Here is a 21,108-nt window from a genome sequence, read left to right on the forward strand (position 1 = left end):
CACCTCAATTCAGTGTCCGGAGTTTTCGTCAAAGCGAATGGTGAAGATCGAACCGTGGTTGCGATCCAGCGTAATGTGCCCCAAAAGCTGATTGGTCAGAGTCGTGACCAATTGCAAACCGAGCGAAGAGGATTGTTTGAAATCCAGACCGGGCGGAAATCCGATGCCGTTATCGGCAACTTCGAGAACATACTCGTTTTGATCGTGCCGGAAAGCAATGTCGATCCGGCCCGGCCGGTTGTCCGGAAACGCGTGTTTCAGCGCATTGGACAAGAGTTCATTGATAATGAGTCCACATGGAATCGCGGTATCGACGTCGAGAAAGACGTCCTCGATCTGCAGGCCGACCCGGATTCTTGCCGAGGAATCGCCGTGGCCGAACATCAGATAGTCGACCAGGCTGTGCACGTATGCTTTAAAGTCGATCCGGGTCAAATCCTTCGACTGGTACAGTTTCTCGTGCAGCAGCGCCATGGATTTGACCCGGTCGGCGCTTTGCTGGAGCAAGTCACGGGCCAGGTCGTGTTTTACGTTCCTGGCCTGGAGATTGATCATGCTGGAGACGACTTGCAGGTTGTTCTTGACCCTGTGATAGACTTCTTTCAACAGAATTTCTTTCTCGTTGACCGCTTGTTTCAGTTTGTCGTTGGCGACCATCCTTTCGGTGATATCGATGATGGAGCTGAGCACGATCAGACCGTTTTCGTCATCGATGAGACCGAGCCCTATTTCCACGGGAAACTCGCTGCCATCCTTGCGCCGCGCGTAAAGATCGCGGCCGGCTCCCATCGGTCTGGACCGCGGTTCGGCAAAAAAGTTTTGACGATAGCCCGCATGCTCTTCCCGAAAGCGCTCCGGCACCAGAATCTCCACAGACTGACCGATCAACTCGAAGCGCGAATAGCCGAAAGAGCGTTCCGTTTGCAGATTGACCATCAGGATGATGCCCGACTCATTGACCATGACAATGGCATTCGGTGCGGCTTCCACCGCCTGCCGGAAGCGATGCTCGAGCTGTTTGTGCCGGCTGATGTCGACGATGGAACCGAGCACCAGCGTTTCTTCGTGTTCCTCAATGAGGCTCAGGCTGATCTCCACCGGAAACTCGGTGCCGTCCTTGCGTAAACCGTAAAGATCGCGGCCGGCGCCCATCGGTCTGGACACGGGCATGGCCGCATAAGCCTGACGGAAATCGACATGCGGCGTGCGAAAACGCTCCGGCAGCAATAACTCTACCGGCTGGCCGACCAATTCATCGCGTGAATATCCGAAAGACGCCTCCGTTTGCGCATTGACCATCAAAATGATTCCCGTTTCGTTAATCATAACCAGAGCGCTCGGCGAAAATTCCACTACTTGCCGGAATCGGTGTTCCAGTAGTTTATGCTCGGTAATATCTTGATGGACTACGAGGATGCCGGCAAGTTCCTGCTCGGGGAACGGCATGACCTTGCCGGCAAACCATTGCGGCACAGTCCGGGCATTTCGATCCTGATACGCCAACGAAAAACCGCTTTTTTCACCGCTTATTACCGCTCGCATGCCTTCCACAAAAGCCTCTCCGCCCCGGTCCTGAATCCGGCCCCGTTCGAGAAGCTCCCAATAGTTTTGCCCGATCTTGGCCCCTGGGTAACCGCCGTCCTGTTCGTGCGCCTGCCACGGCCTGTTCGTGCCCAGGATACGGCCGTTTTTATCGAGAACGCAGAATTGGAGCGGCAAGGCATCAAGAATGGCTCGAGCAAACCGCAAAGAATGGTGCAATGCGGCTTGTTCGGTTAAAGGCGGCAGAGGTTTCTCTTCGCCAACTTCGCTCCGGGCTTCGTCCCGCTCGTTCGCCCGGCGCCGAAGATCGAGGACGGACGCCGTCTGACGAGCCAGCAGTCTGAGCGCTTCAAGCTGCTCGGGAAGCAATTGCCGCGGTATTTTATCGAGCACGCACAGCGTGCCCAGAGCTTCGCCGGTTGCTGCCCGGACCGGAACTCCGGCATAGAAACGGATCCAGGGATCCGAAGCCACCAGGGGATGATCCGCAAAACGGGCGTCCTGACGGGCGTCGGCAACCGTTATGAGATCGTGCTGCTGAATGGTATACGTGCCGAATCCGCCGTTTCTCGGATGCTCTTCAAGACCGATGCCTTTTTTGGCTTTATACCATTCCCGGTTCCGATCGATCAGAGTAAACATCGCAATCGGCACGGCGCAGACCATGGCGGCCAGCGAGACCGTGTCGTCGAAGACCTGTTCGGGAGGCGTATCGAGGATCCGGTATTCATGAAGTTTCCGTATCCGGTCATCGTCGTTCGACGGCGTTTGCATGCGTGTCATCTGGCCTCCTCATCCTGAACATCGTTTTATCGTTACGAAAAACCCTATGTTTATGACCCGGTAAAGTCCTTTCGTTTCCAACAGTAAGTCACATTTGGAATCGAACGGACAAGGAGCCCAGAACACAAGAATCCGGGGCCGGCCTACGGACGTTTTCAAACTTATATCATGAGTGGCCTTGTCTGTTCAATTTCTTTACAGACTTAAGTGCCCATAGCATCAAGAAAAAACGGCCGGACGATCGTTACAATTGTCGCAGCAATTTAACAATCGGCCGATAGGATATGATAAAGTCAGAAGAATGGCTTTCATTATGCCGGAGCCGCGTACGAATGATTGTAGTATCGGCCCAGACGGCCGGAACGCCGAAGTTTCGCTTTAAAATTCACGCTTACTCAAGAACGAAAGATGAAAGAGCGCCCGTTTGTTTTCGACCAAATTCACATTGAAGTAGCCCGCCATGCTTCCGACGACTTCAACTTGTTTCACGACAAGCACAAATGGCTTCAGATTACCCATAACCCTTTTAAAGGCCCGATCGTTTTGGGCTATCAACTCAATACCCTGATCGAGTATCAAATGCGGCTGTATCGGGAAGCGCATCATGAAGACAAGGTCATTACCGAAAACAATCTGCGTTTCAGCAATTACCAGATTACCTTCGTCAATGCGGTGCGCCCGCGCGTTCCGGTTTATCTCGGAATCAAGAAGACCCTGATCCAGACCATTCCCGAACTGACGCTCGGAAACCGCATCGCTCTGAAGTCGGAAGGCAAAACCGTGCTGCTGGGATTCAAAAAGGAAACGCAATCGCCGCTGTTTCTGGCCGAGACCAAACTCGACGACTTGCCCGACCTCAATGAAATTCCCGATCGAACCATCGTGCCGGGCACCGATTTTTTTCTCAAACGAAAATTCATGAACAACGGCTCGGTCAAAAACTTTCTCTCCGGATCTCTGGCCGAGCAATCCGACTATTTCGACGAATTAACCCATGTCGCCAATTACCCCGAAATTTTTCCTTGCAGCCTCACCTCCGGCGCCCTGCTGGAAAAAGCGCAACTGGAAAATCATGATTTCAAGCTCAATCCCATGGTTTACACCTCTCACGAAATTTCCGTCGACCGGCATTATTTAAGATGGCTTAGAAACAACGACAAATTGCACATTCTGGTCAGGCAGCTTCCGGAGTCCCAGGACAACACGTTAAAGCAGACCGCCATCAAATTGAGAACGTATCACTGTTACGGTTTGCTGCAGAACAATGAAGTCTTGTTCAGACTGACGATGAACTTGGCTCCGTTGGAGCAGATACTGGAAAATCTGAGCCAAAAATAAGCGAAGCTCTGCCTGGCATATTGCCCAACGGTAAGGCGGGATTGAAATCCAAGGCACCGGATTGGTGCTTTTTTACAGAATACGGCTTTCCGGAAAGAAATTAAAGACCACTTTCTCCTCGCCGAGATCAGCCGGCACAAATCGGATACAGCCATGGCACAATTAATGCTATATTTTGAGTGTCGAGTTATTTTTCGACAGGATTCCCTTTCCTGAGCTAGGAGAAAATTATGGCTGCTCTCGTATTTTGCATTTTATTTCTGGTACTGGCCATGCATTCGCACGGTTCTGCGTCCATCGGTGCCATTCGCCGCAGTGTGGGAGCGGCAAAGCACGATCGAATGCGCTCCGATCGCGATGAAAGCCGGTTCCGCTGATCGAGTTGAAACAGAATGCAACCGAGACTGTGAAAGTATTCATGTGGGGTGGGAGCGGCTTTAGCCGCGATGATCGCGGCTAAAGCCGCTCCCACACATTAAGGATCCATCACTTGAAGAACCCATAAAAGTTTTTTAGAAAATTTCCGGAATACTTTCACAGCCTCAACCGCCATCCGGATGCAAACTCTCGGACTTGTCCGATTTGGGAAAAGGCAAGCCTGGCGCTTCCGGATTGTTTCGTTTTCAGCCCGTCAACGGTTTTACCGTTTACAGGATTGCTTTCAACTTCGAGAATCTCTTGCGCTACTTAGCGAACAAATAGCGGTGAAATTCAAATGGTTTTTCGGATGGTGCTTCACAATGAATCGATAACGAGAAAAATCAAAATCGGGTCCGTTTCTTTATCCGTTGCCTGCCGGTAGGCGAACGCCGGCATTTCGGATACACTCTTAACCGGACAGAGTGAGGTATAATCAATTTCATTGCACGAAATGGGTGACGGCGGATGCTCGATCAAACCTTATCCATCATTTTAGCCGGAGGCGCAGGTTCGCGGCTCCACCCTCTGACGGTGGAAAGAGCCAAGCCGGCGGTGCCGTTCGGCGGCAAATACCGCATCATCGACTTCACTCTGACCAACTGCCTGCACTCCGGATTGCGCCGAATTCTGGTGCTGACGCAATACAAGTCGCACTCGCTGCAAAAGCACCTTCGCGACGGCTGGTCCATCTTCAATCCGGAACTGTCGGAATTCATCACCCCCGTTCCACCCCAGATGAGAACCGGAGACTCCTGGTACGCAGGCACGGCCGACGCCATTCTGCAAAACCTCTATCTGCTCGAACGCAGCAATGCCCGATACGTATTGATTCTGGCGGGCGACCATATTTACCGTATGGACTACGCCGCTCTGCTTAATTTTCATCGGGACAGGGGCGCGAAGCTGACCATCGCCTGCATGAAAGTGCCTCTCGCCGAAGCCGGCGCTTTCGGCATCCTGGCGATGGATGAAGCGCAACGCATCCGCAGTTTTCAGGAAAAGCCCGACAATCCTCGCCCGTTGGCGGACGATCCGCAGCATGCGCTGGCCTCGATGGGCATTTACGTCTTCGACATGGCCCTGCTCTGCCGAGCCTTGCGCGTCGATCACAATCTCGCCGGCTCGCATCACGATTTCGGCAAAGACATTATTCCGAAACTCATCGAGCAACAACAGCGCGTTTATGGGTATCCGTTCGGCGGAAAAACGGGACGGGTCACGCCGGACGGATATTGGCGGGACGTCGGCACTCTGGATTCGTACTACGCAACCAATATGGACCTTCTTTCCCCGCTGCCGCCGATGAATCTGTATCAACCGGACTGGTCCATCCGCACCTATCACGGCCAGCATCCGCCGGCGCGCATGGTTCCCGGACCTTCCGGACAGGACGGGCAACTGATCAACTCGCTGCTCTGCGGCGGCTCGATCATTTCAGGCGGCACGGTCCGGCATTCCATCCTGTCCTCGCAGGTCCGGGTGGACGAAAACGCCATGGTGGAAGATTCGATTCTGTTCGAAGGCGTGCACGTCGGTGCAGGAGCGCGCCTGCACCGCTGCATCGTCGACAAGCACGTCAACGTTCCGCCCGGCGAGCAGATCGGCATGCATAGGGACCGTGATACCGTCCGCTTTACCGTCTCCGAGGGAGGAATTACCGTGGTGCCGAAAGGTTACCGTTTCTTGTCCGGACCGGCCTGAGCCATCAGGAAAACGCGTTCGAATTCTGCCCTTTGCTCAGGCCGGCGGCCCGTCAGGGATGGCAGACGTTCAAGCCCGGACGGGACCGCCGCTGTCGTCATCAATACCGGAAACCGGCCCCGCACGGACAGGCCGATTCCGTGTTTTTCCGCCTATGCCTTTGCGCCTTCTCGGTACCGATGAGCCTGCCGATTTCTCTTTCCGCCTCGAACCAGTCGGCCATATCGTTACCGGGCACAAATCCACGACTTATGGCTTTGTAATAGGCGGCCTCGGCAATCATTGTCCGTACGTCCAGCCCGGGCAAATACGGCGCCGGAGTTTCCTTGGGCACCGGCGTAAAACCGAGCAGCAACTGGCTGATGAAATCCGGCCCCGGATTGTTTTTGATGCCGACGGCGACCGGTTCGAGCTCCGCCAGCGTACTGAACAACCGGTCCCACATCGATAACACCAAGCCGTAATTCCGGTCGTGCTCGTGGCGCTGCACGGAATGATGCACGCGGTGCAGATAGGGCACGATCATCAGGCGTTTCAACAGATGTTCGCCGGGAAAGCCGATGTTGGCGTGATGGAACATGACGAAAAAAGTCATGATGCTCTCGACGATCAGCACGAGCATCTTGTCCACACCCAGAGCAATGATATAAACCGCTTTAATCAAGCTAGTCAACAACTGCTCGAGAAGATGCGTCCGAAACGCCGTCGATACGTTCATCTCCAGATCGCTGTGATGAACTCGGTGGAACATCCATAAGGCTTCGAACTTGTGGCAGGCTCTATGCCAGAGATAAAGCGTCAGATCGAGACCCAAGAAGACCAGAACGCCCTTCACGATCGGGCTGGACACGGAATTGAGCAAGCCGCGGCCTGAAAAGCGGTCGGCCACTATCCATAAAGAAAGTGCCGACAACACCGAAAGCAGGGCGCTGTTCGTCAAGAACAAACCCATATTGGTCCCGAACGACTGACGCCTTAGCGCCGGTTGAGACGCGAGTTTGGGAAAACGGCCTTCAAGCGACGAAAACATGACAAACAACATCAAAAGAATCAGGGCCGCCACTTCATCGGCCGTCATTCTCGCCCACGGCAATGTGAACAGAAGCATGTAATTTTCGTACATAACTGATTTTCCTGAATAAAATTAAATAAGGTGATAACCGTTTCGGTTAAATAATCATGAAATTTAGACATGCGATATTTCGAAAATTCAACACAGGTTATGGAATACCGACTGATTTCATTCCGGTGACTTCGACTTCATACTATATAAATTCGAGCTTTTAATGAAACGATCATTTTTGATTTGAATATCTTGATTATAGATATATTTTTTCGGATTGTGCGGCCGAGCCCTGCCGGGAACCGGGCGGAATACCAAGGATGGCCGGATCAGGTGCCGCTAAGGGCCTGTTGCGGAGTCCTGTTCATGCTTCGGAAAAATCCGAAGGAAAAGAGAAGATAAGAGGAAAAAAGAAATTGGGTAGGCCGAATTAGCGAAGCGCCTCCGGCTCCGGGGTGGATGCGCTCCGCTTATTCACCCGGCATGACATAAGCCACAAGAAGAAGGGAACGCATAGGATGTACCGACAAAGGAGGCACACTGGCGCCCTTCACGGCCGGCACGTTCCATAGAATATTTTCACGGCAACGGCATCGACTCAAGCCAAGCCGTATTTTACGAATCGCTCGCTTTTTGCCCGGATTGATTCGATCTTTAATCCAAATCCTCGAAGCCAGCGGCTATTCGCCGGGTTTCTTCAGCATCTTCCGCACCTCTCCCAAATGCATTTCTTCTTGGGCGATCATTCGCCTGGCGTATTCTTCGAGCATGACGTTGCGTCCCGAGACCAGTTCCAGCAACGTGTAATAAGCGGACAAGGCCAGCATTTCGTGATCGAGCGATTCCCGGAGAATGTCGCCGATGTCGTGCCGGTGGGTTTCCAAAAGCGGCCCGATGCCCAGGGACGGATGATTGCCCAACTGGGTGATCAACTCACCCGCCTCGTTGGCGTGCATCAGCGATTCGGAGGCCTGGCTTCGCATCCACGACACGATCGGAATCCGCCCGTAGCCGAAAACCATCAAGGCATAATGGGTATAACGGACCACGCCGGCCAATTCGGTTTCCATGATTTTATTGAGCACGGTCACCACTTCCTCGATATCTATTTGCGCGTTGGTCATGAAAGCCTCCCGGATCGTATGAATCGAAGTTCGACTATACTCGATTTTTTTTTGTTTGGATAGAAACCCGATCATGGAAGTCGAATAAGCCTGAAGCACGTACAGTTCATCCATTTACTGAGCAGGAAACCCGCAGACAGCCCGGCGGATGGCTCTTGTCCTGACCTATGAAGCCGATTCGGTTGATTCTGCGGGATTTTACCGGCCTGGCGGCCACCGCCGGCTATGGCGACAAAGTCGAAGCGTTTAAAACACAAAGCCGCATTGACACGCCGATCGAAATCGAGTATTACCGTGACGGCGGCATTCTTCGGACCGTATCGAAAAAACTGCTGAAAGGCTGAAAAAGACAATTCCGAGGCCGTTAAGCCGCAAATGCTTTCGTCAAAATCAAGAGAGGATCATCCTTATGGGCTGGAGAGAACGCAAACACGAAGACACCTATTCCGACGCCGAGGTCGAAGAACGGTTGAAGGAAGAACTGCCGCACTGGTACCTGGAAAACGGCTGGATTCGGCGCAAATACAAAACCAGCGGCTGGAAAGCGACGCTGATGGTGGTCAATACGATCGGGCATCTGGCCGAGGCGGCCTTTCATCACCCCGACCTGACCGTTTCCTACGCCTTCGTCATCGTCAAACTGATGAATCACGCCGCCAAAGGCATCACCAACAAGGATTTCGAACTGGCTCGTAAAATCGAGGAAGTAATCCAGTGGCAGCCCGGCAAGGAAGGCGGCGCTTTGGAGGGCACGCCCGACGATCCTCGCTTCAAATACCTCAAATACGATTAATATCCGGAGGCCGAAAATGAACGAAGACACCATGAACATGGAAATCCGAAAATACCTGAAACAGGTCGGCGTCACCTCCCAGCGCGAGATCGAGCACGCGGTGCAAAAAGCCCTCGAATCCGGGAAAATCAACGGCAACGAATCGTTCGACGTCAAGATGACGCTGGAAGCGCCGGCGCTGGGTTTGGTTCATCATATCGACGGGCATATTGCGCTGGAATGAGGATTGATCCGGTTTACTTGCTGGGATGTTTCTTAGCAGGCTAATCTGACATCGGACAGCAGGGTAATCCGGCCGAAGCTCGCTGCTTTATCATAATAACGGCGGTCGGCGGTTACCAGTGCGGCGCCGGGGGTATTCAGAGCTACCGCGTGGTAGAGCGTATCGAACAAGTGGTGCCGGCAACGGATCGCCAGATCCATCGCCGTGGCGTAAATCTCCGGCTCCTCGGCAAAACGACTTTCGATGGCCAATAAATCGAACAAATCGTCCTGGGCTTCCTTCGGTTTTTCGCGGGCCAGCACCGCCGTCATCTCGGCAATAAAATGCGGAGGCTGTCGCATGCGTATCCTGCCTTCATCGATGCCCGACAGGATCGCTAACGCCAAGCCGCAATCGGCTTCATCCTCTCGGCTCTGGAAAAACCATTTCAGGGCGACGCTGGCATCGACCACGACAATCATGGCCGACCGTCTTCCCGTGCGGCCTGCAGTTCTTCACTGCTCATGGCCGGGGCATGCTTACGCCGTTCCAGGATGCTTGCAATTGCCTCATGACTGCGCTGTTTACGCTGCGCGCGTTCGACGGCTTCGCGCATCAATTCGGCAATAACGGCGCTCTTGTTCTGGCCTTTGTAGGCCTCGTTAAACGCGTCTTTAACGTCATCCGGCACACTGAAATTCACGGTAGCCATCATAGCCTCCTCAGTTGTTGAAAATTTCAACAAATTATCCGCTCTTGCCGGCAGAATAGCAATGCGTCCGCAGACGTAGTGCAATGAAAAAAAATGGGGGCAGACTCTGAGATATCTGAACAAGCCCGCGTCGGACCTACGCGGGCTCGACAGCCTCGCTTCCGGAATTTTCCGCAGATCCGCTTGTTTCAAAGAAGCAAAACGCTCTTTTCCGAACAAAACTTTTCACTCCTCCGGATGCTCGTTGATGTCCAGCCACATCGCGTTGATGATGGCCAGGGCGCAGGCAAGCGCCACGCCTAAAGCCCATGCGAAATACCACATGACACATTCTCCTCAATACAAACCATGCTGATTTTTTCGAATATCCTCGACCGTCACCTTGCCGCGCAACACGCGATAAACCCAGGCCGTGTAGGCCATGACGATAGGCATTAACAGAACGGTTGCGAAGCTCAGCAACAGCAGCGTGTAGCGGCTGGCGCCGGCGTCCCACACGGTCAGACTGCTGGACGGATCGACGCTGGACGGGACGATAAAAGGAAACATCGAACCGCCGGCGGTAAGGATCACGCTGACGACGACTCCGCAACTGACGACGAAGGCGGTGCCGGCATAATGCTTCGCCGAAAAAAAGACGACCAGCCACGATCCGATCAGGGCAAACGCCGGCGCCAGCATCAGCAGCGGGTATTCGCTGTAATTGTCGAACCACAGGCCGGTGGCTTTTTCCACGGTTTTGGCAAGCGGCCTGACAATGGCTTCGGTATCGACCGCCGACGTGATGCGGTAGCCGTGCAGGCTGATCGCGGCCCATAGGCCGGCAATAAAAAAACTCACGGTGAAGACGAGCGCCCCCCAGAAAACGGCGCGCCGGGCGCGTTCGGCAAGCACGGATTCGGTGCGGCAGAGCAGGAACGAGGCGCCGTGCATGCAAAGCAAAGCGACTCCCGTGACCACCGACAGCAACGCGAACGGATTGAACAGTTCCAGGAAACTGCCGGAGTACAGGGAGCGCAAATCTTCGTCGAGCTGAAACGGCAGCCCCTGAATGATGTTGCCGACGGCGAGGCTCAACACCACCGAGGGCACCGCGCCGCCGGCGAACAAAGCCCAGTCCCAGGCACCGCGCCAGCGCGGGCCGGGCAATTTGCTGCGGTAATCGAAGCCGACCGGACGCAGGAACAGGCCGAACAAGAGCACCAGCATGCCGAGATAAAGCCCGGAAAAGACCGTGGCATAGACCAGAGGCCAAGCGCCGAAAGTGAAACCTCCGAGCGTGATCAGCCAGGTCTGGTTGCCTTCCCAGGTGGGGCCGATGGCGTTCAGCATCACCCGCCGTTCTTCATCCGATTTACCGAGAAACGGCAGCAGCATGCCGATGCCGAGATCGAAGCCGTCCATGACGGCAAAACCGCAGACCAACAGGACCAGCACGGCCCACCAGAAGATCCTCAGCGTTTCGTAATCAAACATGACTCACTCCTTCCTGTTCGAAATGATAGCGGCCGGTATGAAGACTGCTCGGTCCCAGGCGCACGTATTTGGTCATCAGAAAAAGCTCGATGACGAGCAACACGGTATAAAAGAGCGTAAATCCGGCAAGGCTCGTATAGAGCTGGCCCGTGCTCACACTGGAAGTGCTCAGATGAGTCGGCAGAATGCCGGCGATGGTCCAGGGCTGCCGTCCGTATTCGGCGACGACCCAGCCGAGTTCGCTGGCGATCCAGGGCAAGGGAATGCCGTAAAACGCCAGGCGCAGAAGCCAGCGTTGTTTGTGCGCGGTCTGTCTGGCGTTGAAATAAAAAGCCGCGGCAAAAATGAACAGCATCGCTACGCCGCAGAACACCATACCCCTGAAGGTCCAGAACATCGGTGCGACTTTGGGTATCGAGCGGCGGGTGGCCGCTTCGATCTGCTCCGGCGTTGCGTCAATGACATTTTCCGTGTAACGCTTTAACAACAGTCCGTAGCCGAGATCAGCCTTGCGCGTTTCAAACTCCGTCCTGGCTTTGATGTCCTGGTGGTTCTGCCTCAATTTTTGCAGATTGTCGTATGCGATCATGCCGTTTTTGATCCGTTCGCGATTGTTGTCGAGTATGTCCTTGATGCCGATGACCGTTTCATCCACCGAACGGGTCGCGATCAGGCCCAGCAGCCAGGGAAATTTGACCGCATAGCGGGTGGTCATGGTTTCTTCGTCGGGAAGGCCGACGATGGTGAAGGAAGCCGGCGGTTCCTCGGATTGCCATTCCGCCTCGATCGTGGCCAGCTTGGCTTTTTGCACTTCGCCCAGGGTATAACCGCTTTCATCGCCCAGCACGATGACCGACAAGATCGATGCCAGGCCGAAACCGGCGGCGACTCTGAAAGACCGCCGGGCAAAAGCGATATCCCTGCCTTTCAACAGATAGTACGCGCTGATGCCGAGCACGAACGTCGAACCGGTGACGTAACCGGCCGCCGCCGTGTGAACGAACTTGACCTGCGCTACCGGATTGAAAAACAGATCGGCGAAGCTGGACAATTCCATGCGCATGGTTTCATAGTTGAATTCCGCCCCGATCGGATGCTGCATCCAGCCGTTGGCGATCAAAATCCAGAGAGCCGACAGGCTGGTTCCGATGGCCAGCAGCCAGGTCACCGTCAAGTGCTGCACTTGGGTGAGACGGTCCCAGCCGAAGAAAAACAATCCGACGAAAGTCGATTCCAGAAAGAACGCCATCAGGCCCTCGATCGCCAGCGGCATGCCGAAAATATCGCCGACGTAATGCGAATAATAGGCCCAGTTGGTGCCGAACTGAAATTCCAGCGTCAGGCCGGTGGTCACTCCCATCGCGAAATTGATGCCGAACAGTTTGCCCCAAAAACGGGTCATGTCTTTGTAAACGATCCGGTCGGTCATCACGTAAACCGATTCCATGATCGCCAGCAAAAACGACAATCCCAGCGTCAGCGGCACGAACAAAAAATGATACATTGCCGTCAGCGCAAACTGGAGACGCGACAACTCGACGATTTCATTGACGATCATTGCGCTCTCTCCCGACCGGATGGTGAAACCATAAGCGGACGATTTTCTCCGAACATTCTGCCGGCCATTATCTCTTCATTGATCGGCGGTTTTTTCCCGGCGAAAAATACCCACCAGAGTCCGCCCAACAATAGAAATTTCACCAGCAAAGCCAGCGAAATTTCCAGGCCGAACGAAAATGAAGGACCGTTCCTGAATCTATGCAACCTACTTTTACAAGAAAACATACGCCCTACCGAAGTTAATAATAATTTCTTCAAACAAAGGCAAGAATCTTGCCAAGGTCTATCCGGTACTGACGGGTAAGGCTTCTTCGCATTAACTGACCGTCTATCCGATAGTAAATTACGAAAATGACAAAAAAGGTTCATTATGATTGCCGGACGCGCCATTTCGCGGCTGCACTCTGCTCCAGAAAGGCGGTCCGGTTCGTTTCAGGCCGATTTTTGCAACGGTTGATTATTACATGACCGGTCGACCGACAAGAACCGAAATGGTGGAAAACCACCCATCTTCATGACAAAAATATCGAAAAATCCCGGACGGCCTTGATGGATCCAATCCTGCCGCCGGCTGCAAGAATGTTGTCAAACAATCGGAATCAGCGGCATATTGGCCTTCTCTGCATCGCCCATTCGATGCCTCTTGCCGCCGAGGTTCGGCCGGTTCAAATTCCTCGGCAGCCGCGCATTTCATGCCGCCGCAAACCGGTTTCTGGAACGCCGGCTCCAGAAATCGGCGGCCAGTTGCTGCGCCTGTTCCCGGGTTTGCGCCTTGCCGAGCAGCTTGAGCGCGACGGCGGCGGTACCCACGACGGAAGCCTCGGCGTATTCGTCGGCGAGCCGGCCTTGCCAGAGCAACGCCAATTGGGAAGGATCCAGGGTTTCCGGCTTGACGTGCCGGTAGTCGAACAGGGCCGGCCAGTTTTCGTCGGATAATTCGCCGTTATGCACGCTTTGCACCAGGCAGTCCATGTCGGGATTGCGTTCGGTTTCGCCGCCCTCGCCTTTCAATACCGCGGCGTGCGGCTGATTCAGCAGCGCGGCGGCCTCTTGATGCACCGGACGGTAACCCGGATGGAAAATGCCCTGAAGACTGTACTCGGCATTGAAGGGATTCAGCAGACGCACCAGCGTATGCACCGGCGAGCGCAGCCCGAGCAACGGGCGCAGTTCGATGATCTCGTGCAGTTTCGGGCAGAACTGGTGCAGCGACAGATAGCTGAAATTCTGTTCGTCCAGTTGCAAGGCCGCTTCGGCGACGGAAGCAGCGCTGCGCAGCCCCAGGTAGGCCAGCATGTCCTGAGTATAAAGCCTGTCCGCCGACGGACCCGGCGCGCCGTGCATGAACACTTTAATGCCGTTTTCCGCCAGCAGCAGAGCCGACAGCAGATACCAGGGCAAATGGCGGCGCTTGCCGGCATAGGAAGACCAATCGAGGTCGACCCGGGCCTGATAAGCCTCAAGCCGGCACGATTCCCGGGCGGCGAGCACGAAACCCGCCAGTTCCTCGGGCGTTTCTTCCTTGACCCGCATCAGCATCAAAAACGCGCCCAGTTGTACCGGCAACACCTCGTCGGCCATGATCATTTTCATGGCCCGATACGCTTCGTCGCGGGTCAGCGGACGGGAACCCTTCTTGCCCTTGCCCAGGATGCGGATGTATTCTGCGAACGGATGTTCGGGCCGGGAAGTTTGCAGATGATGGCTGAAATTCATAAGGTGATCTTGAAATAATGGTCGACGATCAGCGCGGCGAACAGCAAAGTAATGTAGACAATCGAATAACCGAACGTTTTCATGGCGGTCCTATTGTCTTTATGGCGCATCATCAGCACCGCGAACCAAAGAAAAATTGCTCCCAGCAGGACGGCCGATCCCAGATAAACCAGGCCGCTCATGCCGGTCAGATACGGCAAGAGGGTCACGATCAACAGCAAAATGGTATAGAGTAAAATCTGCAGACGGGTAAAGTCGGGGCCGTGCGTGACCGGCAGCATCGGAATGTTGACTTTGGCGTATTCGTCGCGCCGGGCGATGGCCAGCGCCCAGAAATGCGGAGGCGTCCAGACGAAGATGATCAGCATCAGCAACAGCGCGTAAGGATGCACTTCGCCGGTCATCGCGCACCAGCCGAGCAAGGGGGGCGTGGCTCCGAAAGCGCCGCCGATGACGATATTCTGGGGCGTCATGTGCTTCAGATAAACGGTATAGACGATCGCGTAACCGAACAGCGACAGAAAAGTCAGCACCGCGGTCAGGGCATTCACCTTGAGCACCAGCAGCAGCATCGAAGCGACGCCCAGGATTACGGCAAAGGAAAGCACTTTGGCCGAACTTAATGCGCCCTGGGGCAACGGACGGTTTTTGGTGCGCTTCATTTCCGCGTCCGCCTTGCGGTCGATAAAATGGTTGATTGCCGCGGCCGAGGAAGCGGCCAACGCAATGCCGACGACGCTGTAAATCAGGACGTCGAGAGGCGGCATTCCGGGAACGGCAAGGAGCATGCCGACGACCGCAGTAAACAGCATTTCCAGAACCACGTTCGGCTTGCACAGGGTCAGATAATTTTTCCAGGAAAGTTCGGGTGCTAGGGTAGGCATCGTTTTAATTCGTTTCAACTTTCTATTTATCCTTATAGAATACAGTGAACCATGGATTATTGAAATAGTCCCAGACGCTATCATTTTAACGAAGAGGGAGACATGAAACAGCGTTTATTAAGTGCATTACTGCTCGGCCTGCCCGCTCTTGCCGCGGGTTCGGAACCCCGGGTGTCGGAACACATCCTGAAAAACGGGCTGAAAGTTCTGGTCAAGGAAGACCACCGGTCGCCGGTGGCGGTGTCGCAAATCTGGTACAAGGTCGGCTCCAGCTACGAGCCGGGCGGCCTCACCGGCATCTCGCACATGCTCGAGCACATGATGTTCAAAGGAACGGACAAACATCCGCCGGGAGAGTTCTCCCGAATCATCGCCGAAAACGGCGGCCAGGAAAACGCGTTCACCGGCCAGGATTACACGGCTTATTTTCAAACGATGGAGTCATCCAGGCTGGCGGTCAGCTTCGAACTGGAAGCGGACCGCATGCGTCATTTGCACCTGTTGGCCGACGAGCTGAAAAAGGAACTCCAGGTGGTCACCGAAGAGCGGCGGATGCGCACCGACGACAATCCGCAGGCCAAAATGGGCGAATATTTCATGGCGATGGCGTTCACCAACAGTCCTTACAAGCATCCGGTCATCGGCTGGCCGGCCGATATCGCCAATTATACGATCGAAGACCTTCAGGCCTGGTATCAGCGCTGGTACGCCCCGAACAACGCGACGCTGGTCGTGGTCGGCGACGTCCAGGCGAAAGCCGTATTCGACCTGGCCGAACAGTATTTCGCCGAGCTCAAGACCAGCGAAATCAAACCGGTCAAGCCGCAAACCGAAATGCCGCAGCTTGGCCTCCGCAAAATGACGGTCAAGGTTCCGGCCAAACTGCCGTCGATCGTGATGGGCTACAAAGTGCCGTCGCTGACCTCGGTAGAACAGGAATGGGAAGCCTACGCGCTGGAAGTTCTGGCGGGCATCCTCGACGGCGGCAGCAGCGCCCGGCTGAGTTCGGATCTCGTGCGCGGCAAGCAAATCGCCGTCGCGGCGGGAGCCAGCTACAATCTGGCTTCGCGCCTGCCCAGCCTGTTCGAACTGGAAGCCACTCCGGCCGAAGGCAAAACGGTATCCGAACTGGAAACGGAATTAAAGAACGAAATCGCCCGGCTGCAGCGCAAGCCGGTGGACCCCGACGAGTTGCAACGCGTGAAAGCCCAGGTGTCCGCCAACGCCATCTACGAACGCGATTCCAATTTCTATCAGGCCATGCAGCTCGGCATGCTGGAAACGGTCGGCCTGGGCTGGCAAAAAGCCGACGAATACGTCGGGAAAGTCAATCAGGTGACCGCAGAGCAGGTGCTCAAGGTGGCGCAGAAATATCTGATCGACGACCACCTGAACGTGGCCTATCTGGAGCCTCAATCCATCAATGAAAACGCCGCCGGCAACAAGGGAGACAAGTAATGCGTATCAGTCTATTGGGTTTGATCTTGCTGCTGTGCAGCCAGCCGGTTTGGGCGATCGCAAAAATCGAGCATTGGCAAACGAAACAAGGCAGCCGGGTTTATTTCGTGCGCACCGAAAGCTTGCCCCTGGCCGACGTCGTGGTGGTCTTCGACGCCGGCAGCGCAAGGGATGGGAAGCAGTACGGCCTGTCCTCGCTGACGGCGAATCTTCTCGACAGCGGCGCCGGCCAATGGAACGCCGACGACATCGCCCGGCGGTTCGAAAGCGTCGGCGCCGAGTTTAGCGCCGGCATTTCCAACGACATGGCCACGGTGTCGCTGCGGACCTTGACGGAAAAACCTCTGTTCGACAAGGCGTTGACCACTTTACAGGAAATTCTGGCCAAACCCGCATTCAACGAGGAAGATTTTCAACGCGAAAAGAAACGCACCCTGGCCGCCCTGAAGCAACGGGAAGAATCGCCGGCCGAGCTGGCCAACATCGCTTTTTACAAGGCCTTGTACGGCAATCATCCTTATGCCCATCCCGAAGCCGGTGACATCGACACCGTATCGAAGCTGAACGCGAAGGATCTGCGCCGGTTTTATCGGCAGTATTATGTTGCCGCCAATGCCATCGTCGTTATCGTCGGCGATCTGTCCAGAGAGCAGGCCGAACAAACCGCCGGAAAGCTGCTGAGTCATCTTCCCGAAGGTTCGAAACCCGCGCCGCTACCGGACGTGGTCATGCCGGAGAAGGCGCAGACCCTGCACCAGGAGTTTCCCTCCACGCAAACCCACGTTCTGGTGGGACTGCCCGGAATCGACCGAAAGGATCCCGATTTTTTCAGCCTCTATGTCGGCAATCACATCCTCGGCGGCAGTTCCCTGGTTTCAAAGCTTTTTGAAGAAATCCGGGAAAAGCGCGGGCTCGCTTACAGCGCTTCCAGCTCATTCATTCCGATGGTGAAAAAAGGCCCGTTCGTGCTGAGCCTCCAGACCCGCAACGACCAAACGGCCGAGGCGCTGAAGGTTCTCAATCAAACGCTGACGGATTTCATCAAAAAAGGCCCGACCGAAGAAGAACTGAGCGCCGCCAAGAAAAACATCACCGGCGGCTTCGCGATGCGCTTCGACACCAACAAGAAACTGGCCAATACCGTGGCGATGATCGGTTTTCATCAATTGCCGCTCGACTATCTGGATACTTTTCAACAAAAGGTGGAACAGGTGACCGCCCCGTCCGTGGCCGAAGCTTTTCAGCGTCATATCGACCTGAACCGGCTCCAGACGGTTACCGTGGGCGACAGCACGAAAGCCGAAGGTGAAAAATAAGTTACGGATCATCGGCGGCGAATGGCGCAGCCGGTGCGTGCGCTTTGCCGATGCGCCGGGCTTGCGGCCGACGCCGGCCCGGGTCAGGGAAACTTTGTTCAACTGGCTGCAGAACGACGTCCGGGGCAGCCGCTGTCTGGACTTATATGCCGGCAGCGGGGCGCTCGGCATTGAGGCGGCGTCGCGGGGCGCAAGGCTCGTGGTCCAGGTCGAAAACAACCCGCAGGCCTGCCTGAGCCTGAAAGACAATGCCGCAGTACTGGCCGCCGAGCAGGTTAAAATCGTGCAAATGGACGTCCTGCGTTTTCTGTCGGATGAGACGGAAGAACCGTTCGACCTGGTTTTTCTGGATCCGCCTTTTGACCGGCATCTGGCGGTTCCCACGTGCCGGCGGCTGGAACAAAAAGGCTGGGTGAACCGCCACGGTAAAATCTACGTGGAGAGCGAAAGCCATGCCGATTTAACGGGCATGCCGGAAAACTGGCAGCTTCTGAAAAGCAAAACGGCCGGCGACGTCGCCTATCGTCTATTCCAGAGGGCCGACTGACTTTTTATTTATTTGCAATTTGGTATAAAATTCTCAATTTTAGCGCCTTTTGATGAATATTATCGCCATCTATCCCGGTACCTTCGACCCCATCACGAGCGGCCATCTGGATTTGATCGCCAGAGCGGCCAAACTCTACGACCGAATCATCGTCGCGGTCGCGCTGAACAAGGGCAAAACCCCGCTGTTTTCGATGGAGGAACGCGTCGCCATGGCCAGCGAAGTCACTACCGAATTCGGTAACGTCGAGGTCAAGGGCTTCGACTCGCTGCTGGTCGAATTCGCCAAAAAGCAAAACGCCCACGTGATCCTAAGAGGTCTTCGCGCCGTCTCCGATTTCGAATACGAATTTCAGTTGGCCGGCATGAACCGGCGGCTCGCGCCCGACCTGGAAACGGTGTTTTTGACCCCGGCCGAACAATATGAATTTATTTCGTCGAGCATGATCAGAGAAATCGCCCAGTTGAAAGGCGATGTCTCCAGCTTCGTCCCCGATCTGGTCCATCAACGGTTAATTGAAAAGTTTAGTTAGGTAACGTATGTCTCTTATTATTCATGACGAATGCATCAACTGCGATGTCTGCGAACCCGAATGCCCCAACGGCGCCATTTCCCAGGGTGAGGAAATTTATGTCATCGACCCGGCGCTGTGCACCGAGTGCGTCGGCCATTACGATACGCCTCAATGCATGGAAGTCTGCCCGGTCGACTGCATCAACAAGGACCCCGAGCATGTCGAAAGCAAGGACAGTTTGTATCAGAAATATTTGAAGCTGACGCGGAAAACGGCTTAGTCTGTTTTTAATTCTTTAGCCGATGGATTTTGGATCAGAATAACCGGAGGCCCTGCCCGTCTTCTCCTCCCGCTCCGGTTCGGTCCTGAGAAAAGGAGCCGAGCGGCCAAAGCCGGCAGCCATTATTGTTCCGCCTCGAGGGTCCGCCTGTCGCTCGCAGGGCTCAAACATTCGGCCGCACCCGACGCAATAGCCTCGGCAACCCGTCTTCGCCCTTCCCTGCCCGTCACCTTCAGTTCATCGACCGGATTGACGACGACGCCGGCTTCAATCAGCACCGCGGGCTGCCGCGCGCTCTTTAAAACGACCAGATCGTCGAAATAATGCACTCCGGTTTTCTCGTCGGCGAACGGGCGATTTTCGCCCCGGACCGGCAAGGCATGATAGCCGGAAGGCCGAAAGCCGGCCGCCAGCAGTTTCGCACCGATTTTTCGGGCGCACGCCAGGCTGTCCTGAAATCTGGGATTTTTTCTCGACACGAACAGCGAAAATCCGCTGAACTCTCCGGCGCGCGGCCGCCATTCCGGCTGGATGGAATCGTGATGGATCGAAAGAAAGAGGCGATCTCCGCGAGCGGCGACGGTCCTTTCGGCAAGGTCCGCCATGTGGCCGTCGTCTCCGATCAATTGACGGCTGAGCCGTGCCCGGTCCAAACGTCCGGCGATTTCGAGAGCAAGCAGCCGGTTCAACTCCCATTCTTTAGCGCCGCTGGCGCTGATGACGCCCGGCCGTTCGAGAAAATGGCCGACGTCCAGAGCAATATCGGCGGCCGAGGCCGGCAAGGCCGCGCAATTGAGGAGAAAAAGCGCTCCAATCCATTTCATTCGTGCTTCCGATCGACGCCTCCGCTTTTTACTTTGCCGAACGATGGCGCTTTTCGAATCGCCGGCCGGCAACTCCGGTTCCAATGCAGTCTCTGCATCCTGCTAAAACGCCCGGACTCCTCCATAAATCACATACGCCAGATTGAGTATGGCCAGACCGATGAGAGTGAAAAAAGTCAACTGCATGCCCAGTACTCGAAATCGAAGGTTGTCGGTCAGCAAGCCTCGGGCATGCGCCACTCGCCCGGCAACAAGAACCACGCCCCCCAGATGCACCAGGGCCGCATGAGCATGATTAAACTCGAGCAGAACCAGCAAGATCAGCGAGAGAGGCGCATATTCCACAGCATTGCCTTGCGCGCGAATGGCCGTCTGAAGCTCGGAATCGCCCCCGTCGCCGAGCCGAATCCTTTTTGCCCGGCGCAGTTTGATCACGCGCAACGATAGCCATACGATCCAGAAAGCCAGCAAGCCGGCATAAATAGAGCTGATCATGATTTCCTCTTGATCTGTCATTATTGGTTTTTTATTGGCCGCCAGTTTACCTGATCTTGTACTAAAAGCACGCAAAGAATTAAACTGCGGGATATGACTTATTCCTATCAGTGATTTCCCCTAAAAAATCCGCGCACTCCTTCCGAAAGCCGCGCCATTCCTGGATTTGCGCTAGACAAACCAATGGATCTAGCAAGATTCAAGCCAAAAACTGCGATCTTTTGTCGCGCGGCAATTTGCCACATTTTCACGTCCAGATGAAGCCGTTAGACTTTACCCGACTTCTGCAAGTGCTTTAGAAAACTTCATTAGTTATCATCCTTCCTCTCTCATAATGCGGGCGGCAGCTTCGTCCGCATT

Annotated in this window: 24 protein-coding genes; 11 read left to right on the forward strand and 13 right to left on the reverse strand. The window is 54.9% G+C overall.

Going from position 1 to position 21,108, the window contains the following annotated elements; translation table 11 throughout:
- Window positions 1-9: 9 nt before the first annotated feature.
- Window positions 10-2,325 (reverse strand): PAS domain S-box protein, encoded by a 2,316-nt coding sequence (locus A3OW_RS26410; RefSeq protein ID WP_232422361.1) that lies wholly within the window; start codon window positions 2,323-2,325, stop codon window positions 10-12.
- 408 nt (window positions 2,326-2,733) lie between these two features.
- On the opposite strand from A3OW_RS26410, the gene A3OW_RS0110340 reads away from it, so the two are divergent.
- From A3OW_RS0110340 to glgC, 3 genes are all read left to right on the forward strand, one after another.
- The gene (locus A3OW_RS0110340; RefSeq protein WP_020563369.1) at window positions 2,734-3,663 is read left to right on the forward strand and encodes a hypothetical protein; all 930 of its coding nucleotides are present in this window, start codon (window positions 2,734-2,736) and stop codon (window positions 3,661-3,663) included.
- A 230-nt stretch (window positions 3,664-3,893) separates the two neighbouring features.
- Window positions 3,894-4,040 carry a hypothetical protein gene (locus tag A3OW_RS27815; RefSeq protein WP_020563370.1) on the forward strand — a complete coding sequence of 49 codons (147 nt, stop codon included), beginning with the start codon at window positions 3,894-3,896 and terminating at the stop codon, window positions 4,038-4,040.
- A gap of 508 nt (window positions 4,041-4,548) precedes the next feature.
- A complete protein-coding gene (gene glgC / locus A3OW_RS0110360; protein WP_020563372.1) occupies window positions 4,549-5,784 on the forward strand; it encodes a glucose-1-phosphate adenylyltransferase in 1,236 nt (411 codons plus the stop codon).
- A 100-nt stretch (window positions 5,785-5,884) separates the two neighbouring features.
- On the opposite strand, the gene A3OW_RS24700 is transcribed toward glgC, so the two are convergent.
- Window positions 5,885-6,907, reverse strand: coding sequence for a sterol desaturase family protein (locus A3OW_RS24700; protein WP_020563373.1), 1,023 nt, complete (start codon window positions 6,905-6,907; stop codon window positions 5,885-5,887).
- 620 nt (window positions 6,908-7,527) lie between these two features.
- A complete protein-coding gene (locus tag A3OW_RS0110370) occupies window positions 7,528-8,085 on the reverse strand; it encodes a ferritin-like domain-containing protein (protein ID WP_020563374.1) in 558 nt (185 codons plus the stop codon).
- Window positions 8,086-8,138: 53 nt separating this feature from the next.
- Between A3OW_RS0110370 and A3OW_RS27820 the strand changes: the two genes are divergently transcribed.
- From A3OW_RS27820 to A3OW_RS0110385, 3 genes are all read left to right on the forward strand, one after another.
- Window positions 8,139-8,315 (forward strand): hypothetical protein, encoded by a 177-nt coding sequence (locus A3OW_RS27820; RefSeq protein ID WP_020563375.1) that lies wholly within the window; start codon window positions 8,139-8,141, stop codon window positions 8,313-8,315.
- 65 nt (window positions 8,316-8,380) lie between these two features.
- On the forward strand, window positions 8,381-8,764 hold the full coding sequence (locus A3OW_RS0110380; protein ID WP_020563376.1) for a 4a-hydroxytetrahydrobiopterin dehydratase: 384 nt from the start codon (window positions 8,381-8,383) through the stop codon (window positions 8,762-8,764).
- 16 nt (window positions 8,765-8,780) lie between these two features.
- Window positions 8,781-8,987, forward strand: coding sequence for a DUF6494 family protein (locus A3OW_RS0110385; RefSeq protein WP_020563377.1), 207 nt, complete (start codon window positions 8,781-8,783; stop codon window positions 8,985-8,987).
- A 32-nt stretch (window positions 8,988-9,019) separates the two neighbouring features.
- On the opposite strand, the gene A3OW_RS0110390 is transcribed toward A3OW_RS0110385, so the two are convergent.
- From A3OW_RS0110390 to cyoE, 8 genes are all read right to left on the reverse strand, one after another.
- Window positions 9,020-9,448, reverse strand: coding sequence for a type II toxin-antitoxin system VapC family toxin (locus A3OW_RS0110390; RefSeq protein ID WP_020563378.1), 429 nt, complete (start codon window positions 9,446-9,448; stop codon window positions 9,020-9,022).
- Window positions 9,445-9,897 carry a hypothetical protein gene (locus tag A3OW_RS28570; protein ID WP_020563379.1) on the reverse strand — a complete coding sequence of 151 codons (453 nt, stop codon included), beginning with the start codon at window positions 9,895-9,897 and terminating at the stop codon, window positions 9,445-9,447. Before A3OW_RS28570 ends, A3OW_RS0110390 begins: the two co-directional genes overlap by 4 nt.
- Before the next feature lie 6 nt (window positions 9,898-9,903).
- On the reverse strand, window positions 9,904-10,002 hold the full coding sequence (cydX, locus tag A3OW_RS27090) for a cytochrome bd-I oxidase subunit CydX (RefSeq protein ID WP_020563380.1): 99 nt from the start codon (window positions 10,000-10,002) through the stop codon (window positions 9,904-9,906).
- Window positions 10,003-10,014: 12 nt separating this feature from the next.
- Window positions 10,015-11,154: a cytochrome d ubiquinol oxidase subunit II gene (gene cydB / locus A3OW_RS0110405; protein ID WP_020563381.1), complete on the reverse strand. Its 1,140-nt coding sequence runs from the start codon at window positions 11,152-11,154 to the stop codon at window positions 10,015-10,017.
- Window positions 11,147-12,712: a cytochrome ubiquinol oxidase subunit I gene (locus tag A3OW_RS0110410; RefSeq protein WP_020563382.1), complete on the reverse strand. Its 1,566-nt coding sequence runs from the start codon at window positions 12,710-12,712 to the stop codon at window positions 11,147-11,149. The genes cydB and A3OW_RS0110410 overlap by 8 nt, the downstream gene beginning before the upstream one ends.
- A complete protein-coding gene (gene cydP, locus A3OW_RS29070; RefSeq protein WP_408605651.1) occupies window positions 12,709-13,104 on the reverse strand; it encodes a cytochrome oxidase putative small subunit CydP in 396 nt (131 codons plus the stop codon). The genes A3OW_RS0110410 and cydP overlap by 4 nt, the downstream gene beginning before the upstream one ends.
- A 300-nt stretch (window positions 13,105-13,404) precedes the next feature.
- Window positions 13,405-14,430: a glycosyl transferase family protein gene (locus A3OW_RS0110420; RefSeq protein WP_020563384.1), complete on the reverse strand. Its 1,026-nt coding sequence runs from the start codon at window positions 14,428-14,430 to the stop codon at window positions 13,405-13,407.
- Complete coding sequence (cyoE, locus tag A3OW_RS0110425; protein WP_020563385.1) at window positions 14,427-15,314, reverse strand: heme o synthase; 888 nt, start codon at window positions 15,312-15,314, stop codon at window positions 14,427-14,429. The genes A3OW_RS0110420 and cyoE overlap by 4 nt, the downstream gene beginning before the upstream one ends.
- Before the next feature lie 102 nt (window positions 15,315-15,416).
- Between cyoE and A3OW_RS0110430 the strand changes: the two genes are divergently transcribed.
- Genes A3OW_RS0110430 through A3OW_RS0110450 form a run of 5 tightly spaced genes read left to right on the forward strand, consistent with a single transcriptional unit; the run spans window position 15,417 to window position 19,429 of the window.
- Window positions 15,417-16,772, forward strand: coding sequence for a M16 family metallopeptidase (locus A3OW_RS0110430; RefSeq protein WP_020563386.1), 1,356 nt, complete (start codon window positions 15,417-15,419; stop codon window positions 16,770-16,772).
- Window positions 16,772-18,088, forward strand: coding sequence for a M16 family metallopeptidase (locus A3OW_RS0110435; RefSeq protein ID WP_020563387.1), 1,317 nt, complete (start codon window positions 16,772-16,774; stop codon window positions 18,086-18,088). Before A3OW_RS0110430 ends, A3OW_RS0110435 begins: the two co-directional genes overlap by 1 nt.
- On the forward strand, window positions 18,078-18,635 hold the full coding sequence (gene rsmD, locus A3OW_RS0110440; protein ID WP_020563388.1) for a 16S rRNA (guanine(966)-N(2))-methyltransferase RsmD: 558 nt from the start codon (window positions 18,078-18,080) through the stop codon (window positions 18,633-18,635). The genes A3OW_RS0110435 and rsmD overlap by 11 nt, the downstream gene beginning before the upstream one ends.
- A gap of 52 nt (window positions 18,636-18,687) precedes the next feature.
- Window positions 18,688-19,167 carry a pantetheine-phosphate adenylyltransferase gene (gene coaD / locus A3OW_RS0110445; RefSeq protein ID WP_020563389.1) on the forward strand — a complete coding sequence of 160 codons (480 nt, stop codon included), beginning with the start codon at window positions 18,688-18,690 and terminating at the stop codon, window positions 19,165-19,167.
- Window positions 19,168-19,174: 7 nt separating this feature from the next.
- Window positions 19,175-19,429 (forward strand): YfhL family 4Fe-4S dicluster ferredoxin, encoded by a 255-nt coding sequence (locus tag A3OW_RS0110450; protein ID WP_020563390.1) that lies wholly within the window; start codon window positions 19,175-19,177, stop codon window positions 19,427-19,429.
- Window positions 19,430-19,551: 122 nt separating this feature from the next.
- Here the strand turns inward: A3OW_RS0110450 and A3OW_RS0110460 are convergent, their stop codons facing one another.
- Window positions 19,552-20,253 (reverse strand): N-acetylmuramoyl-L-alanine amidase, encoded by a 702-nt coding sequence (locus tag A3OW_RS0110460; RefSeq protein WP_157385870.1) that lies wholly within the window; start codon window positions 20,251-20,253, stop codon window positions 19,552-19,554.
- A gap of 102 nt (window positions 20,254-20,355) precedes the next feature.
- The gene (locus A3OW_RS0110465; RefSeq protein WP_026223484.1) at window positions 20,356-20,748 is read right to left on the reverse strand and encodes an MAPEG family protein; all 393 of its coding nucleotides are present in this window, start codon (window positions 20,746-20,748) and stop codon (window positions 20,356-20,358) included.
- Window positions 20,749-21,108 lie beyond the last annotated feature (360 nt).

The organism is Methylosarcina fibrata AML-C10 (assembly GCF_000372865.1).
GTDB lineage: Bacteria > Pseudomonadota > Gammaproteobacteria > Methylococcales > Methylomonadaceae > Methylosarcina > Methylosarcina fibrata.